Origin of the sequence: Ferrimonas marina (assembly GCF_900129905.1) — a bacterium.
Taxonomy (GTDB): Bacteria; Pseudomonadota; Gammaproteobacteria; order Enterobacterales; family Shewanellaceae; genus Ferrimonas; species Ferrimonas marina.
Window position 1 is genome coordinate 1 of the sequence record NZ_FQXG01000002.1, and the last position, 15,217, is coordinate 15,217.

At 60.3% G+C, this 15,217-nt stretch carries 18 protein-coding genes and 1 tRNA gene; all 19 read right to left on the reverse strand.

Annotated elements, in window-relative coordinates:
• Positions 1 to 76: transfer RNA gene (locus BUC04_RS03645), tRNA-Lys, on the reverse strand.
• Between the two features lie 176 nt (positions 77 to 252).
• Positions 253 to 936: a tol-pal system protein YbgF gene (ybgF, locus tag BUC04_RS03650; protein WP_234977327.1), complete on the reverse strand. Its 684-nt coding sequence runs from the start codon at positions 934 to 936 to the stop codon at positions 253 to 255.
• Between the two features lie 66 nt (positions 937 to 1,002).
• Positions 1,003 to 1,536, reverse strand: coding sequence for a peptidoglycan-associated lipoprotein Pal (pal, locus tag BUC04_RS03655; protein ID WP_067658176.1), 534 nt, complete (start codon positions 1,534 to 1,536; stop codon positions 1,003 to 1,005).
• A gap of 37 nt (positions 1,537 to 1,573) precedes the next feature.
• Positions 1,574 to 2,926 carry a Tol-Pal system beta propeller repeat protein TolB gene (tolB, locus tag BUC04_RS03660; protein WP_067658173.1) on the reverse strand — a complete coding sequence of 451 codons (1,353 nt, stop codon included), beginning with the start codon at positions 2,924 to 2,926 and terminating at the stop codon, positions 1,574 to 1,576.
• 4 nt (positions 2,927 to 2,930) lie between these two features.
• Entirely contained in the window at positions 2,931 to 3,836 is a 906-nt protein-coding gene (gene tolA, locus BUC04_RS03665; protein ID WP_067658170.1) for a cell envelope integrity protein TolA, read from the reverse strand.
• A gap of 3 nt (positions 3,837 to 3,839) precedes the next feature.
• Positions 3,840 to 4,268: a protein TolR gene (gene tolR / locus BUC04_RS03670; RefSeq protein WP_067658167.1), complete on the reverse strand. Its 429-nt coding sequence runs from the start codon at positions 4,266 to 4,268 to the stop codon at positions 3,840 to 3,842.
• Positions 4,268 to 4,954 carry a protein TolQ gene (tolQ, locus tag BUC04_RS03675; RefSeq protein WP_067658164.1) on the reverse strand — a complete coding sequence of 229 codons (687 nt, stop codon included), beginning with the start codon at positions 4,952 to 4,954 and terminating at the stop codon, positions 4,268 to 4,270. Before tolQ ends, tolR begins: the two co-directional genes overlap by 1 nt.
• Positions 4,944 to 5,354 (reverse strand): tol-pal system-associated acyl-CoA thioesterase, encoded by a 411-nt coding sequence (ybgC, locus tag BUC04_RS03680; protein ID WP_067658161.1) that lies wholly within the window; start codon positions 5,352 to 5,354, stop codon positions 4,944 to 4,946. The genes tolQ and ybgC overlap by 11 nt, the downstream gene beginning before the upstream one ends.
• 184 nt (positions 5,355 to 5,538) lie before the next feature.
• Positions 5,539 to 7,668 carry a prolyl oligopeptidase family serine peptidase gene (locus BUC04_RS03685; RefSeq protein ID WP_067658158.1) on the reverse strand — a complete coding sequence of 710 codons (2,130 nt, stop codon included), beginning with the start codon at positions 7,666 to 7,668 and terminating at the stop codon, positions 5,539 to 5,541.
• A 569-nt stretch (positions 7,669 to 8,237) separates the two neighbouring features.
• Positions 8,238 to 8,522, reverse strand: coding sequence for a hypothetical protein (locus tag BUC04_RS03690; protein ID WP_067658155.1), 285 nt, complete (start codon positions 8,520 to 8,522; stop codon positions 8,238 to 8,240).
• A gap of 11 nt (positions 8,523 to 8,533) precedes the next feature.
• Complete coding sequence (locus tag BUC04_RS03695; RefSeq protein ID WP_067658152.1) at positions 8,534 to 8,917, reverse strand: PilZ domain-containing protein; 384 nt, start codon at positions 8,915 to 8,917, stop codon at positions 8,534 to 8,536.
• On the reverse strand, positions 8,917 to 9,897 hold the full coding sequence (locus BUC04_RS03700; protein WP_067658149.1) for a flagellar motor protein MotB: 981 nt from the start codon (positions 9,895 to 9,897) through the stop codon (positions 8,917 to 8,919). Before BUC04_RS03700 ends, BUC04_RS03695 begins: the two co-directional genes overlap by 1 nt.
• Positions 9,897 to 10,754, reverse strand: a complete 858-nt coding sequence (gene motA, locus BUC04_RS03705; protein ID WP_067658146.1) for a flagellar motor stator protein MotA — start codon at positions 10,752 to 10,754, stop codon at positions 9,897 to 9,899. Before motA ends, BUC04_RS03700 begins: the two co-directional genes overlap by 1 nt.
• 9 nt (positions 10,755 to 10,763) lie before the next feature.
• A complete protein-coding gene (locus BUC04_RS03710; protein WP_067658143.1) occupies positions 10,764 to 11,492 on the reverse strand; it encodes an RNA polymerase sigma factor FliA in 729 nt (242 codons plus the stop codon).
• 9 nt (positions 11,493 to 11,501) lie between these two features.
• Complete coding sequence (locus BUC04_RS03715) at positions 11,502 to 11,957, reverse strand: flagellar basal body-associated FliL family protein (protein ID WP_067658140.1); 456 nt, start codon at positions 11,955 to 11,957, stop codon at positions 11,502 to 11,504.
• 14 nt (positions 11,958 to 11,971) lie between these two features.
• A complete protein-coding gene (locus tag BUC04_RS03720; RefSeq protein ID WP_067658137.1) occupies positions 11,972 to 13,003 on the reverse strand; it encodes a flagellar hook-length control protein FliK in 1,032 nt (343 codons plus the stop codon).
• A complete protein-coding gene (locus BUC04_RS03725; RefSeq protein WP_067658134.1) occupies positions 13,000 to 13,344 on the reverse strand; it encodes a hypothetical protein in 345 nt (114 codons plus the stop codon). Before BUC04_RS03725 ends, BUC04_RS03720 begins: the two co-directional genes overlap by 4 nt.
• Positions 13,313 to 13,693 carry a flagellar export chaperone FliS gene (gene fliS / locus BUC04_RS03730; protein ID WP_067658131.1) on the reverse strand — a complete coding sequence of 127 codons (381 nt, stop codon included), beginning with the start codon at positions 13,691 to 13,693 and terminating at the stop codon, positions 13,313 to 13,315. The genes BUC04_RS03725 and fliS overlap by 32 nt, the downstream gene beginning before the upstream one ends.
• Positions 13,694 to 13,717: 24 nt before the next feature.
• Positions 13,718 to 15,061, reverse strand: coding sequence for a flagellar filament capping protein FliD (fliD, locus tag BUC04_RS03735; RefSeq protein WP_067658128.1), 1,344 nt, complete (start codon positions 15,059 to 15,061; stop codon positions 13,718 to 13,720).
• Between the last annotated feature and the right edge of the window lie 156 nt (positions 15,062 to 15,217).

A 15,217-nucleotide genomic window follows, 5' to 3' on the forward strand; every position in this document is an offset into this window, starting at 1 on the left:
TGGTGGGTCGTGAAGGATTCGAACCTTCGACCAATTGGTTAAAAGCCAACTGCTCTACCAACTGAGCTAACGACCCACTCTGTACGCCTCCAGTGTCAGCCTTGACGGCCTCCCCTGTCGACGGGCGGCTATAATACCAAGTTCGTTTTGCCTTGCAACCGGAAATTGAAATATTAAGACCGCCTGCGCACAAAAGCGCCTAAACGGTCAAAAAACGCAATTTCCCTCGAACAAATAAGCCCTTAGCCCCAATTAATTCAGGTGCTTCTGGGCCATCTTGGCAGCACTGCTACCGGCATATTGATCAACAACCTCGGTAAAAAACCGCTTTGCCGCGGTCTTGTCACCCTGGCGGTCGGCGATCAAGCCCTGCTTGAGGATGGAATCGGCCCGTTTGCCCGACTTGGGATAGTCGTTGCTGACGGTGGCAAACATCTGAGCAGCCTCGCCCAGTTCCCCTTTGTTGTAGAGCAGCTGGCCCAGCCAGTAATACGCATTTGGAGTATAGCTGGACTGCGGATACTGCTCGATGAAGGAGCGGAAGGCGGGAATGGCGTCGTCAAAACGGCGCTCTTTGGTGGCCAGGTTGAGGGCCATCTGATAGCTGTCGGCTTCAGACAGGGAGCCCACGCTGCGACTGGCAGTTGCCGGGGCCGCCGCTGCCGGTGCCCGAGCGCTGCTTTGCAGCTTGTTGATCTCCTGGTACAGCTGACGCTGGCGCTGCAGCATCTGCTCCAACTGGTAGCTCTGGCTTTCGCTTTGACCACGCAGTTGACCGATCTCGCGCTGCATCTGGTCGACGATCTGTTCCAGGCGCAACTGCGATTGACTGTTGGCGCGCAGCAACTGCTCAAGACGATCAACCCGGGAGTTGATGTCCCCACTGTTGCTGGCAGTGGCGCGTGTCACCTCTACAACGGGAGCGGGCGCAGCCATAGACTGCGCCCCCCAGCTGAGAAGTGCCGCAACAATAACGGCTCTTTTCATGGTGCGTTTTTCCGATTAGTAAACCAGAACCGCGCGACGGTTTTTGGCGTGGGCGGCTTCATTGGCTGCGGTGTCCAGCAGCTTCTCTTCGCCGTAGGGTACCACTTCCATCTGGCTGGACAGAACACCCAGGCTCTGCAGGTAACGCTGTACCGCTTTGCCACGACGCTCGCTCAGGGCGATGTTGTATTCCGGGGTACCACGCTCGTCGGCGTGACCTTCGATCACCACCTGGGTGCGCGGGTTTTCTACCAGGAAGGCCGCGTGGGCTTCCAGCATCTCACCAAACTCAGGACGGATGTCGCTGCGGTCAAAGTCGAAGTACAGGATGTGCTCTTTACGCAGCTCAGCGTACTTCTGGCGCTGCATCTCTTCAGGAGATTGCACCTGCTCCAGGCCGCCCACCTGCGGGCCACCCTGCTGCTCTTGAGCAGTTTGGTTGTTCAGGGCTTCCGCGTCCGCATCCACGCTGGAGGTAGAGGAACAGGCGGTCAGGGCCAGGGCCGGAATGGCGAACATCAATCCTTTAGCAAGTTGCTTCAGTTTCATTGGGAAACATCCTTTATTGTTGGTTTAAATCGTTCGGTTAAAGAAAAGGTGACCAGGCCGGGGCTTTCACATTGCCCACGTCCATCGGCAGTCGGGCCTTAAAGCGCCCGTCCACCGACACGGCTGCCAACACTTGGCTGCCGTTGTGGCTGGTACCGTAAATGATCATTGTGCCGTTGGGAGCGACGCTGGGAGACTCGTCCAGGTAGGTTTCGGTCAACACGTCGATGTGGCCGGTGCTCAGCTCCATCCGGGCGATGTTGTAGCGCCCGTTGGTGCGGTTCACCATCACCAGGTAGCGTCCATCCGGTGTGATGGAGCCACCCAGGTTCCACTCTCCCTGGAAGGTCAGGCGCTGAATGCGCTTGCTGTCCAGGTAGACACGGTAGATCTGTGGGCGTCCACCCCGCTCCGAGGTGAACACCAGTGATTTGCCATCCGGGGCCCAGCTCGGTTCGGTATCGATGGCGTAGTGATTGGTGACGCGCTCCAGATTACGGGTCGCCAAGTCCATCACGTACACCTCGGTACTGCCATCCTTACTCAGGGTCATTGCCAGCTTGGTGCCGTCCGGTGACCACTTCGGCGAGCCGTTGATGCCGGGGAAGTCAGTGACGCGTTCACGCTGCTGGGTATAGAGATCCTGAATGTAGATTTCCGAGCGTCGATTCTCGAACGAGACATAGGCCAGCTTGCGACCGTCCGGTGACCAGGAAGGGGACATCAGCGGTTCGCGGGAGCGCAGCAGGACTGTCTCGTTGTACCCGTCATAGTCGGCAACACGCAGCTGGAACTTAAACGGCGCGTCCTTCTCATCCACGGTGACGTAGGCGATCTTGGTCAAAAAGGCGCCTTTGGTGCCGGTCAGCGCCTCGTACACCAGATCGGAGATACGGTGGCCAAAGCGACGGAACTGGGATGCGGGGATCACCGAGGTACGCCCCTCAATGATGTAGTCCTTGTTGATGAACGGGCCATCGGCGTCTTCGCTGGAGGCCTGAGCCCGCAGCAGATCCACCAGTTCAAAGCTGACCTCGTAGCGATCGTTGGGGGCCGGCTTGATGCTGCCCACCACCACCGCTTCAACGCCGGTGGCGATCCAGGCCTCCAGGTCCATCTCGGTTTCGTTGCTCAGGGCTCGCTGGGGCAAGTCTGACAAGGCCAGCGGGTTGAAGGCACCGGAGCGACGCAGGTCGGAAGTGACCACGTCAGCGATCTGGCTGGGTAATGCACCGGGGCCTTCCCAGCCAAAGGGCACCACCGCCACCGGACGGGCGGCATTGATCCCTTCGGTAATGACGATCTCCAAGGTCGCTCGAGCTGGCATGGACGCCAACAGCACGAGGGCCAGAGCACCCTGAAGGGTTCTGCGAATCCAGTTGTTTCTCATGTCCTTACACATCCGGTATAAAAGTGATGGTCAAATCTTTCATCTGTTGATACACGTCCGGCTCCTGGGAGACCGGCAGATTGCCGGCGGCGTTGATGGCCGCCTCGGTAGCCCGGCACACCTGGGGATCGCCACTCACCACCCGCTGGTTGATAACGAAACCGTCCGGGGCCAGGGTGAGCCGTATCCGGCACTCCTTGCCGCGCATGTTGGGATCGGTGCGCAGGTTGCGTCGGATGGCCTGTTGGATCAGTACCGAGTAGCGATCCACCTCAGACAGCACCTGTTGCTGACGGGCCTGGCTCAGCTCCGCCTGCTCCGCCGCCATCAGTGCCGCAAGCTCTTCCTCAGCCTGCTTGCGCGCGGCCTCCTCCGCCTCACGACGTTTGCGCTCTTCCTCCTTGCGCTTGCGCTCGGCTTCCGCCTTGCGGGCCGCTTCCTCTTCGGCCCGGCGCTTCTCTTCTGCCGCCTGGCGCGCCGCCTCTTCCTGGCGACGCTGCTCAGCGGCGGCCTTGGCCTGGGCTTCTTCCTGTTGCTGCTTGAGTCGCGCTGCCTTGGCGGCCTCCTCGGCACGCAGGGCTTCGGCCTGGCGGGCCTTACGCTGCTCTTCCAGCTTGCGGATCTGCTCCTGCTCCTGCTGACGCTTGCGCTCAGCCTCACGGGCCTGACGCTCACGCTCGGCCTGGCGCTGACGCTCCTGCTCCTGCTTGGCCGCTTCGGCCGCGCGGATCCGCTCGACGTGCTGCTGCACCTCGGCCTGGTCCACCATGGAGGCTTGCACCACCGGGGCACTGGCCTGGGGCTGCGGCGGCTTCTGGGCACTGAAGTCCACCGACACTGCCAGCAGGCCCAGCAGGCCGGCGTGCAGCACGATGGATACCGTCAGTGGCACCGCTAAGGGTTGCTTCATCCGTTACTCCCCCGGCTCCGTCATCAGACCCACCGAGGGGGCACCGGCCCGCTGCAGGCTGACCATCAGCTGAATGATGGTGTCGTAGGGCACCAGGCGATCGCCGTTGACCACCACCGGGCGGTCCGGGTTCACCGTCAGCTCCGCCGCCACCAGGGCCTGGATCTCATCCAGCTGTAGCGGGCTGTTCTCATCCACCGAACCGTTATCCAGGAAGTACTGGCCCTCGACGTTGACCGAGGCCACCAGCGGCGGCTTGGATTCGGCATCGAGCGGCTCGGAGGCAGCCTGGGGCAGGTCGACCTTGACCCCCTGGGTAACCAGGGGAGCGGTGGCCATAAAGATGATCAGCAGCACCAGCATCACGTCGATGTAGGGTACGACGTTGATCTCCGCGACCTTGCGGCGCCGCTTGCGCTGATAGGTTTGCATCACTGACCGTTCTCCTGGCTATGGGCCTGGCGGTGCAGGATGGAGGAGAACTCATCCATAAAGTTGGCGTAGCTGTTCTCCAGCTTCTCTACCCGGGTGGAGAAGCGGTTGTAGAAGATCACCGCGGGGATGGCGGCAAACAGGCCCATGGCGGTGGCGATCAACGCCTCTGCGATACCGGGGGCCACCATGTTCAAGGTGGCGTGCTGCACGCTGCCCAGGGCGATAAAGGAGTTCATGATCCCCCACACGGTGCCGAACAGGCCGATGTAGGGGCTGGTGGAACCGATGGAGGCCAGCATCGGCAGGTGTTGCTCCAGCTTGTCCACCTCGCGGGACAGGGCCACGCGCATGGCGCGGTAGCTGCCGTCCATCACCGCATCGGCGCTGCGGGAAGACTTGCTGAGGCGAACGTACTCACGGAAACCATTGGTGAACATCAGCTCCAGGCCGGTATTACGATCGCCGCGGGCGGACAGCTCCTGATACAGGCGATTAAGGTCAACGCCGGACCAGAACTTGTCTTCAAAGCGCTGGGCTTGCTGTTGGGCCTGCTTCAACGCCTTTTGACGCTGGAAGATCACCGTCCAGGCGGCCACCGACAGCACCATCAAGAAAATCATCACCAGCTTGACCAATAAGCTGGCTTCCAAAAACAGTCCAATAAAAGAGATCTCAGCCGACACGCGCTAACTCCTGCTTGATGGCTTGTGGGATCCGGGTGGGTTGGAAGTGCTGAGCACTGATGCAACCGATCTTCACATCGGCCTGGCAGTAGATGTCGCCATCAGCGTCCTGCAATCGCTGCTGAAACAGCAGGGTCGCTGCACCGGCTTTCACCAGCTCAGTGACCACCACCAACGATTGGTTGAATCGGGCCGGACGGACAAAATCCAGGCTCATGTGGCGCACCACAAAAACCAGGTCCTGGGCTAACAGGGTGTCCTGCTCGAAACCCGCTTTTCGCAACATTTCAGTACGTGCATGTTCGAAAAAGTTCAAATAATTGGCGTGGTAGACCACACCGCCGGCATCCGTGTCGGAGTAATAGACACGCACTGGCCACTGAAACGTCGGAGTTCCCACAAGCAGTAAACTTGGTAAATTCGTTGTTTAGCTACTATACCGGAGGGTTTCCCGTCTGGGGAGGGGCTTTCTCTTACGTTTTTGGCCAATTAATCGCCACCCGGAACGCCCTCGGGCAGGCAACTGCTCACTTGACCATCAAATGTTAAAAAAGCGGCCCGTTGGCCGCTTTCTTCATTTCGGGTCAAAGCTGCTTTGGCAGCGGCTCATCAAAGCTCGCCATCAGGAAAGCAAAGATGTCCCGGTACTCGGCAATCCGCATCGCCGTCGGTTTTCCGGCGCCATGACCGGCCTTGGATTCGATCCGTGCGATCACCGGTTTGTCACCCTGCTGCACCGCCTGCATTGCGGCGGTAAATTTGAAGCTGTGGGAGGGCACCACCCGGTCATCGTGATCGGCGGTCATCACCATGGTGGCGGGGAAGGCCCGCTCAGTCAGGTTATGGTAAGGCGAGTAGGCCAGCAGGTAGGGGAACTGCTCCGGGTTATCGGCACTGCCGTACTCCGGTACCCAGGCCCAGCCAATGGTGAACTTCTGGTAGCGCAACATGTCCAGTACCCCTACCGCCGGCAGCACCGCGGCGAACAGCTCCGGGCGCTGAGTCAGCGCCGCGCCCATCAGCAAACCACCGTTGGAGCGGCCATAGGCGCCCATCTTCTCCGGCCGGGTGTAGTTGTTGTCGATCAGGTACTCCGCCGCCGCGTAGTAATCGTCAAACACGTTCTGCTTCTGCTCCAGGCGCCCGCCATAGTGCCAGGCCTGGCCGTACTCACCGCCGCCACGCAGGTTGGGCACGGCGTAGATCCCGCCCAGATCCATCCAGGCGATGTTGGCCGGCGAGAAGCGCGGGGTCAGGGAGATGTTGAAGCCACCGTAGGCGTACAGGAGAGTCGGATTGTTGCCGTCCAGCTTCAGCCCCTTTTTGTAGGAGATCATCATCGGAACCCGGGTACCGTCCTTACTGGTGTAGAACACCTGCTCGGAGACGTAGTCCGCCGGGTTGAACGCCACCTCGGGCAAACGATGAGGGGTAACCTGGTTGCGGTCGAAGTCGTAGCGATAGACCGCGGTAGGCTGGATGTAAGAGTTGAAATCGAAGAACAGGGTGCTGTCGGTGCGTCGGCCCTGAAGGCCAATCACCCGCCCTGCCCCGGGCAACACCAGGTTGTGTTCCAGTTGGCCTTGCAGTGAGTAGACGCTTACATCCGCCAGGACGTCTTTGAGCTTCACCATCACCAGGCGGTTATTGACGATCTTGACCTGGTCGATGGGCTCCGCCTGCTGCGGAATGATCTCACGCCATTGGCTCGGCTCCGGCTTGTCTTTGTGGATCGCCACGATGCGGCCGCGGGGGGCATCGGCGTCGGTTTCAAACAGCAGCCAGTCCCCCTCGCTGCCCAGGTAATTGAAGGAGGCGTAGAGATCCGCAATCAGCATGCGGGTGTCGCCGCTGGTCAGATCCTTCATCGCTACCCGGTTGCGTCGGTCGGTGCCCTGGGAGATGGTGATCAACAGCAGCTTACCGTCGTCGGCCAGCTTGGCGCCAAAGCCCCACTCTTTCTGATCGGGACGTTCGTACACCAGGGTATCTTTGCTTTGCGGTGTATCCAGTTGATGGAAGTAAAGCTTGTGGTAGTAGTTCACCGCTTCCATCTTGTTCTCACCAGTGGGCTCATCGTAGCGGGCGTACCAGACGCCGCTGCTGTCTTCGGCCCACTCGGCGCGGGAGAACTTGACCCACTCGAGCCGCTCCGGCAGCAGTGCGCCATTGGCCACGTTCAGAAACTGCCACTGCTGCCAATCAGAGCCGGATTGTGAGGTGCCGTAGGCCAGCCAGTTGCCATCCGGGCTGACCACCGCCCCGCTCAGCGCCACGGTGCCGTCCTCGGACAGGGTGTTGGGATCCAGCAGTACCCGGGCAGCCTGCCCCTCCTCTTCCACGTAAAGCACCGACTGGCTCTGCAGACCGTCGTTGGCATAGTAGAAGGTGCGATCGCCGCGCTGGAACGGCGCACTGACCCGCTCGTAGTTCCACAGTTCGGTGATCCGCTCGGTCACCACCTCACGGTTGGGGATCTGGGCCAGGTAGTTGTCGCCATAGGCCTGTTGGGCTGCCACCCAGGCTTGGGTTTCGCTGCTGTCGAGCTGTTCCAGGTAACGGTAGGGATCGGACACCGCCTCACCGTGGATCTGCTCCACCAAGGGCACCACCTTGCTGGCCGGCGGCGGGGGTGGGGTCGATATTGAGGTGCTTTGACAGCCGATAAGAGCAATTGAAGCAGCGCCGAACAGCGCGAGGGTACTGCGTTTCATCCACGTCTCCCTATGGATGTTGAATAGGTTGACAGCACTTTACCCAGCGGGCCACCGCAGACGCAAGCGAAGGGACCGGATGGGACAAGACACTCCGTACAGCATTTCTCAATACAAAAAAAGATTACTTATTGTGCAAACGGAATGTAACAATGGCGCAAAATCACCATGACTGCCCTACACCCCGCGCCAGCGAACAACCTAGAGCTATTATTCGCCAGCAAGCCAGAATAGCCACAACGCCGTGCAAGGATAAGTTTTTCTAATCCTACTTCAGAATTTTTCTCGGTTGAGACAAGCCGGGCAGGTTCCTAGAATAGCACCTGTTTTCGGAGCAACGGATGCCCAGCATCAGTGAATTCCGACGCGGCGGGTCATGAGCAATCCCGACGCGTTCCCTGGTTCTTTTGCTTAACTTCCTTCTTAGATTGTTGATTAGATTCAATCTGACCCGCTGAATTTCGGCGGGTTTTTTTTTGCCTTTTTGAAACTGACCCAGCTCAAGACGCAGGCCCCCAGGCAACAAAAAACGCCTCCCGAGGGAGGCGTTGTTAAGCCGTTAGCCGTGGCTAGCGAAAAAAGACCTGGAAGCCAAACAGCACACCGGCCATGACACAGGCAAAGGTGACTGGATAAAGCAGGTAACCATCGGAGGCCCGGCGGGCTCGGAAAAAGCAGAGCTTTACCAGCAGCGCGTTGTAAAGCAGCAGCATGACGCATACCACTATGCCGTAGCTGAAGCTTAATCGCTCCAGAAAATACCATCCCAGGGCCAGCAACACCCAATCGATGACGATAAGGTAGAGAAAGTACTTCTGCAGCCGGTCGGGTCCGTGTCGAGTAAAGTCGGTCATAGTGCGTCCTGCTAAGCTCCTTTCAGGCGACTGATCTCGGCAAACAGCGCCACCAGTTGGGCGGTGTCTTCGTAACGCCAGCGTACCCCGTAAAAGCGCAGTGCCCCTTGGATGGGCTGTTCGCGCAGTACCTCGCAATCGATACGAAAGCCATTCAGCTCAAGAATTAAGGTTTCATTCAATGGCAACTGGGATGCGGTGATAAAGCCCGCGCCCCCCTTGCTGACGTCCTTAAGGGAAGCCAGGGCGATCTCCTTATCGCGCCAGAATCCTCGCTTGGAGATCCGCACTGATACCCCGTCACACGCCAGGGTCAGTGGGGTTTCCGGGTCATCCCTCAAGGTGAAGCGGGTGTGTTCCCGCCGGTTGTCGTCTTGTTGTTCTTCAAACATCATTACTCGTCGCCCAGGTAACGTCCTCTGGGTTGATTGCGCTGAGCGGCCTCTGCCGCTTCCGGCACCGCCTGCCCGGTTTGGCTGCCGAACAGGTTACGCAGCTCCTGCTGGGCCGCTTCGGTCAGCACCATCAACTCGATGCGTCGGTTAGCGGAGGAGCGCGGATCATCGGTCACCAGCGGGACCTGATCCGCCATTCCAACTACTTGAATAAACTGGCCTAAACCGACGCCACCATACTGTAGCGCCCGTCGTGCTTCCAGCGCACGTTGGCTGGAAAGCTCCCAGTTGGTGGTGTTTTGACTGCGGAAGGTGGTGGAGTCGGTGTGGCCGGAGACCATCAGCGGGTTTTCCACCCGCGACAGTACCGGGGCCAGGGCCAGCAGCAGATCCTCAAAGTAGGGGGTCATGCGCGCACTGCCACGGGCAAACATGAACTGCTTGAGGTTGTCGCGGATCAGGATCTTCAGCCCCTGGGGCACCACCTCGATGGTGACGTTGTCCGCCAGATCGGCGCCGGCGATGGCGTCTTCCACCAGCTCACCGAGCACCGCCAATTGGGCCTGGCTCTGGAACGAGCCGGGCACCAGGCTATCGAGGTAATCCCCCTGCCCTGCCGCCGCGCCACGCTCACCTCGTGGGATGTGGTTAACGGTGGCCGGGCCGGCATGGCCACTGCCGGTGCCGCGGGAGGGTGAAACCGAGTCGACCAGCACGGTGGAGCCTTCCAGATCGATGATGTGGGGCCGGCTGCTGTCATGGATGGAGCCATCCTTGCCTTCCAGGATGTTCTCACCGTGCAGGGCGTTGACGATGGCCGCCCGCTCCTGCTGATCCGCCACCTGGACCAACCACAACACCAGAAACAGCGCCATCATCGCCAAGGCGAAGTCGGCGAAGGCTACCTTCCAGGCGCCCCCCGCCTTGGGCTGTACCTTGGCCCCGCGCTTGATCTGGATGATAACGGGTTCGCCAGCCATTAGCGCTGCTCCTCACTGACGAAACGCTCAAGCTCAAAGAAGGAGGGACGGTTCTCTTCCTGGATCATGCGGCGACCGCCATCCAGCGCCAGCAACGGCGTTTTGCCGGCCAACTGAGCGGCGATGATCGCCTTGGCACAGTGCAGCTGGGCCATCTTCTGGTCTACCTGGTGATGCAAGGCGGAGCTGAGCGGCTCCAGGATGCAGTAACAGGAGAACACCCCCATAAAGGTCCCCACCAGGGCCGCCGCCACGTGGTAACCGATCATGGTCAGCGGGCCGTCAATGGCACCCATGGTGATGATGATCCCCAGTACCGCCGCCAGGATGCCGAAGCCAGGCAGGGCCTCACCGGTGCGGTGCAGGGAGTTGGCGGGACGCATCCGGTCCTCCTGCAGACGGTGGATCTCCTCCTCCATCAGGTGCTGCAGCTCGTGAGGGGTCATCTTGCCCATCGACTGCAGGCGCAGGTTGTCCACCAGGAAGCCCAGCAGCAGCGGCTGACGCAGCACCGCCGGGTAGGTCAAGAACAGCGAGCTCTCGAACGGCTTCTCGATGTGATCATCCAGAACCTTGAGTCCGTGGGTCTGCACCTGCAGCATCAGGCTGTTCATCAGGCCAAACAGCTGCGGATACAGCTCCGGGTCCTCTTTTTCGCGGGCGATCAGCTCACGGGTCTGAGACAGGGTGTCGCGCAACACGCTGCCCGGGTTGCCCAGTACGTGGGCACCCAGGGCTGCACCGATAACGATGACCACTTCTGCCGGTTGCCACAGGGTCGCCAGGTTGCCGTCCGCCAGGACATAGCCACCAAACACGGACGCGATGGCCACCACTAGGCCGAGTATTTTGATCATGATGCTTCCTTAATGCTCAAGGCCCCAGTCCTGGTATACCGCCTTGAGCTGCTTCACCGCCTGCTTGTGCAGCTGGCAGATGCGCGACTCGGTCAGGCCCAGGGTGAGAGCGATCTCTTTGAGATTCAGTTCGTGTTGGTAATAGAGGGAGAGGACGATCTGCTCACGCTTGTTGAGCTGAGCCAGGGCAGACTCCAGGGTTTTCTTCTGGGTGAACTTGGCCACATCACTGCCTTCGTGTTCGAAGTTGTGGCCTGCCCCCAGCATGTCGTCGAGGCTTTGCAGGCTCTCCGCCTGGGAGGCGTAGAGACGCTCGCGGTATTGCTCCAGGCTCAGCGACAGGGCGTCGGCGGTCTCCTGGTCGGTGGGGACCCGCCCCAGCTCCCGGGTCAAACGACGAACGGTGTCATTAAGCTCATGGGTTTGCTGGCGCAGCTGACGGGGGCGCCAGTCCTGCCGGCGCAGCTCATCCAGGATAGCCCCGCGGATCCGCAAGCTGGAGAAAGCGATAAAACCGTTGTCCGGCTCGCCGGGGTAACGGCGCAGCGAGTCCAGCAGCGCCATCAGCCCGATCTGCTCCATGTCCTCCAGTGCCATCACAGCACCGCAGTGACTGCGCAGCTGATTGACGGCCCGCTTGACCAGGGGCAGATACTGGTTCAGATAGTGCGACTCGTCGTGGGCCCTGGCGGCTTTGCTCGAGTCGGATGTCTGGTAGGCCTGCTCTGATTGCAACATAGCGTGCTCCTACTGCACCACCAGACGGGTGAACAGCACCTCGTCCAGCTCTGCGGTATAGCGGTTGGCCGCCAGGGTTTGGCTCAGCGCCTGCTTCACCTCGTTCTGCAGCCCACCCAAGTCACGCAGTTGGGACAGCTCTTCATAGGTCTTATTCGAGAACAGATGCATCAGGGCGTTGCGCACCAGCGGTTCGGCCTCCTCCAGCACCACATCAAAATTGGAGGTGCGGCTCTTCAGCGCCAGTTCCAGCTGAACATAGTGCTGGAACTTGTCGCCGGGTACGCTGATAACGAAGCGCTCCAGGGTATGGAACTTGGCCTGATCCATGAGGTGGCCCTGGGTCGGTTGCTCCTGCCAGTAATCGGCGGTTTGGGTACCGCCCCAGTAGCTGATGAGGCAGGCCAGGATCAGGACCAGGCTATTGCGAAGGAAAGTGGGTCGAAGGTTGCCATTGGCGTTCATGCTGTTCTCCTGGCTTAAACCCGTGCATCAATGGCAAAGGGTTGTTCTTGTTGTTCTGGTGTCTGGGCAACGTCCATCGCGGCAGCGACCTGTTGGCCTTGGGCCTCGGCTTGCTCACGCTGGTCGCTGTGCTCACCCACGTCCACATCGATGCTGCCACCGTGCTGTTGGGCCAAGTCTTCCCGCAGGCGCTCGGCGTTGTGCTGCAGGGCCTCGCGTACGCTGGGGTTGGCGGCATTGAGCTGCACCTGCATTCGGTCCCCATCCATCCGAACGTTAAGCTCGATCTTGCCCAGGTCTGGCGGATCCAGGCGCAGCTCGGCGGTCTTTATCTGCTGGAAGGATTGAAAGCGCAGGTGGTCACTCAGCGGCGCCATCAGTTCACGGGCCCAGTGCTGATTGTTGGCCGGTAGGGCCACCGGGGCCCACTGCATGGTGGGGCGAGCATTGCTGGCTTGATTGGCCGGGTTGGCGGCATTGGGAGCCAGCTCTGCGACGGCCACATCCAGTGGTGCAGCGCTGGTCAGACTGGTGGGCAGGGTCAGCGGGGCCTGGCCGGCTTTGGGCAGTGTCGTCATCAGCGCCCGATCCAGGTTCAGCGGTCGCTCAACCCGAGCACTGCGCTCCTCCATCATCGGATGGGCTTCCAGCTTCCGGGCGTCCATCGAAGTGGGCAGACGTTCGGTCAGGGCCTGACTGCCGTCGACCGGGCGTCCCTCTCGCACTTGCTCGGCTTTGGCCAGGCGGCTCAGTGCGCCGGCTTCTGTCGCCGGCACCACAGCTTCACCGCGGCCGCGCACCGGCTGTTCCGGGTCCGCCAGGCGCTGCAGCTCGGCCAGTCGGCCCGCGGTGGGCTTGGCCTCGCCCTCTTCCGCCTCTTCGGCACCCTGCTCCAACCGGGCCAGGGCCTGCATCTCTTCCTCGCTCAGCGGCGGCTGGAACACCTGGCCGAAGCCACGGGCCCCCTCAGCCCCTTCAGCACTTTGACGATGACCGCCAAAGCCTTCAGGGCTGCTCGGCTGAGCAAGCAGGTTTGCTATCATCATCCACGTTCTCCGCTGGCTACGGTCAGCTCGTAGGCACTCAGGCCCTCTTTGGTTTCCCGCATCTCCACCAGTTTCCTTTCCAGTTTCACTCGTTCGGCTTCCACCACCTTGCGCAGGCGGTTGTGGACACGTTCCAGTTGTTGCCTTGCTTGTCGTTCGCTGTCGTCCAGGGGACGACCGGATTGTTCCAATGCCTTGCGCATCGCCAGGTCCAGCTGTGCCAATCGAGGCCAGTCTTTACCCTGGGCCGCGTCGGTCATCGCCTTAGCCAGCTTTTGCCACTGGTGTGCCCGGGCTTGCGCCCCGGCCTCAGGCAAGGTTTTGCCAGCCTTCACGGACATCGGTGATCACCTTAACCACAGGGCCCAGCAGCTGGGCATCGTTCTTCAGGCTGGCTTGAAACAGCTGGCCGGAGCAGTACTCGTACAGACGGTGCAGGTTATTGGCTACCTCGCCGCCCTGCTCCAGATCCAGCGCACTGTCCAGGCCATGGATGATGTCGATGCACTTACCGATGCTGGCCCCTTTTTCCTCGAGCCGTTTGGCATTGAGGTGGCCCTCGGCCCGGGCGAGCTCCTCCAGCAAACCGTCGAGCAGCATCCGCACCAACTCGTGCTGGTTGGCGGCCGCCGCTCGGGCATTCACATTGGTGTGCTTGTAAGCGTCAAAAGGGTTGTTATCGGTAAGCATGTTGGTCTCTTTGCTGCTTCGGAGTTAGTAGAAGAACATGCTGGACTGCTGCATCTGCAGGGTCAGCTGTTCAACTCGAACAAATTGGGCCAGGTAACGGTTGTAGGCCTGCTCCATGCGCATATCGTGCTGCTCCACCCGGTCTTCCACCCGGCGGATGTTGCTGTCCATGGAGTCCTGGCGGTTTTTCAGGTAGCCATCGTTGTCGATGAGTGACGCCATGGTGTTGTCGAGGCGATCGAACAGGCCGTTCTCTTCGGTGAAGAAGTCCTGCACCTTGGAGCCGTGGGTATCCAGGGCGGAGTGCAGTTTGTCTTCATCCAGGGTCAACTTGCCGTTGCGATCCACCTCGATGCCCAGGTCATACAGGCGCAGGCTGTCGGAGGACTCGCCGTAGAGTTCGTTGCGCATCTTCTGGGAAAGGGCACGCAGGGCCGGGTCGCCGTTGAGGACACCCACCTCGTCTTCACCGGGCTTGGGAACCGAGTTGTCTTTGTCCTCGTCGTCATCGTCGTCATCGTCACCGCCGGTGTCGATCGCCTTGCCAAAGGTGTAGTGACCCAGCTCGTCGATCAGGCGGTTGTACTCGTCGATGAAGGACTGCACCGACTCGGTGATCCCCTCTTTGTCCTGGCCGACGGTAACCCGCAGCGGCTCATTGGCCGGGGTGGTCTGCTTCAGCTCGATGGTGAGGCCATCGATGACGTTGTCCAGGGTGTTGGAGGCGGATTCGATCACCAGCGGGTTGGCACCATCCCCCATGTGAACGATGGCGTTCTTTGCTTCCGACAGCACCTGGCCGGTCAGCGGGTCACCAGGACGGTCGATCACCATCTGGTTTTCCTCACCGGTTTCATCGGAGGTCAAGACCAGCTTGACGTCGCCGTCGGTGCGCACCAGGGTTGCCTGTACACCGGGGTTCTCATCGGAGTCATTGATGTAATCGCGCAGCTCTTCCATGCTGCCGATCTCATCCATCTTGATGACCATGGTCTCGCCACCGACGTCGATGGTGAAATCGGAGCCGTTACCGGTGAAATCAAACTCACTGGCGGAGAAGGCCATCTGGTGGGCCTGGGCCAGCTGTTTAACGTGGAAGGTGTAATCCCCGGCCGCGGCGCTGGAGTCGGCGGTGATGTTGGCGATGTCCTCGTTGGAGATGGTTACCCCCATCTTGGCGAAGTCATCATCGGCAATCCGGCCCATGCTGGAGCTGAAGCTGTTCAGACGGCTTTCGACCGCCTTGTAGGCGGCCAACTGGGCCTCATACTGGGCCTTCTGAATGCTGTACAGCTGATCTTTGGACGCACGCTCGGCCTGAACCAACATGGACGCCATCTGGGCAGGATTAATACCTGAACTCATCATCGCTAAAATCTCCTCACTACTGCGCCAAGAATGCAATTGGTGTGCCAGCGAAAAAACCACTTTTATATCTTATGGTTAAGCTCTACTGGGCGATAAATTTGCCCTGTGAGCTTCCGCTGTGCCGTACCGGGGGAAGCAAAATTTCCCGTGCTTTCC

Coding starts and splice junctions, on each gene's coding strand:
- fliS (WP_067658131.1), bottom strand. CDS start 13,693: ATGCTTACCGATAACAACCCTTTTGACGCTTACAAGCACACCAATGTG.
- BUC04_RS03715 (WP_067658140.1), bottom strand. CDS start 11,957: ATGAACGCCAATGGCAACCTTCGACCCACTTTCCTTCGCAATAGCCTG.
- BUC04_RS03725 (WP_067658134.1), bottom strand. CDS start 13,344: ATGTCCGTGAAGGCTGGCAAAACCTTGCCTGAGGCCGGGGCGCAAGCC.
- BUC04_RS03685 (WP_067658158.1), bottom strand. CDS start 7,668: ATGAAACGCAGTACCCTCGCGCTGTTCGGCGCTGCTTCAATTGCTCTT.
- BUC04_RS03720 (WP_067658137.1), bottom strand. CDS start 13,003: ATGATGATAGCAAACCTGCTTGCTCAGCCGAGCAGCCCTGAAGGCTTT.
- BUC04_RS03695 (WP_067658152.1), bottom strand. CDS start 8,917: ATGATGTTTGAAGAACAACAAGACGACAACCGGCGGGAACACACCCGC.
- motA (WP_067658146.1), bottom strand. CDS start 10,754: ATGATCAAAATACTCGGCCTAGTGGTGGCCATCGCGTCCGTGTTTGGT.
- pal (WP_067658176.1), bottom strand. CDS start 1,536: ATGAAACTGAAGCAACTTGCTAAAGGATTGATGTTCGCCATTCCGGCC.
- tolR (WP_067658167.1), bottom strand. CDS start 4,268: ATGCAAACCTATCAGCGCAAGCGGCGCCGCAAGGTCGCGGAGATCAAC.
- tolB (WP_067658173.1), bottom strand. CDS start 2,926: ATGAGAAACAACTGGATTCGCAGAACCCTTCAGGGTGCTCTGGCCCTC.
- BUC04_RS03710 (WP_067658143.1), bottom strand. CDS start 11,492: ATGTTGCAATCAGAGCAGGCCTACCAGACATCCGACTCGAGCAAAGCC.
- BUC04_RS03690 (WP_067658155.1), bottom strand. CDS start 8,522: ATGACCGACTTTACTCGACACGGACCCGACCGGCTGCAGAAGTACTTT.
- BUC04_RS03700 (WP_067658149.1), bottom strand. CDS start 9,897: ATGGCTGGCGAACCCGTTATCATCCAGATCAAGCGCGGGGCCAAGGTA.
- fliD (WP_067658128.1), bottom strand. CDS start 15,061: ATGATGAGTTCAGGTATTAATCCTGCCCAGATGGCGTCCATGTTGGTT.
- ybgF (WP_234977327.1), bottom strand. CDS start 936: ATGGCTGCGCCCGCTCCCGTTGTAGAGGTGACACGCGCCACTGCCAGC.
- tolA (WP_067658170.1), bottom strand. CDS start 3,836: ATGAAGCAACCCTTAGCGGTGCCACTGACGGTATCCATCGTGCTGCAC.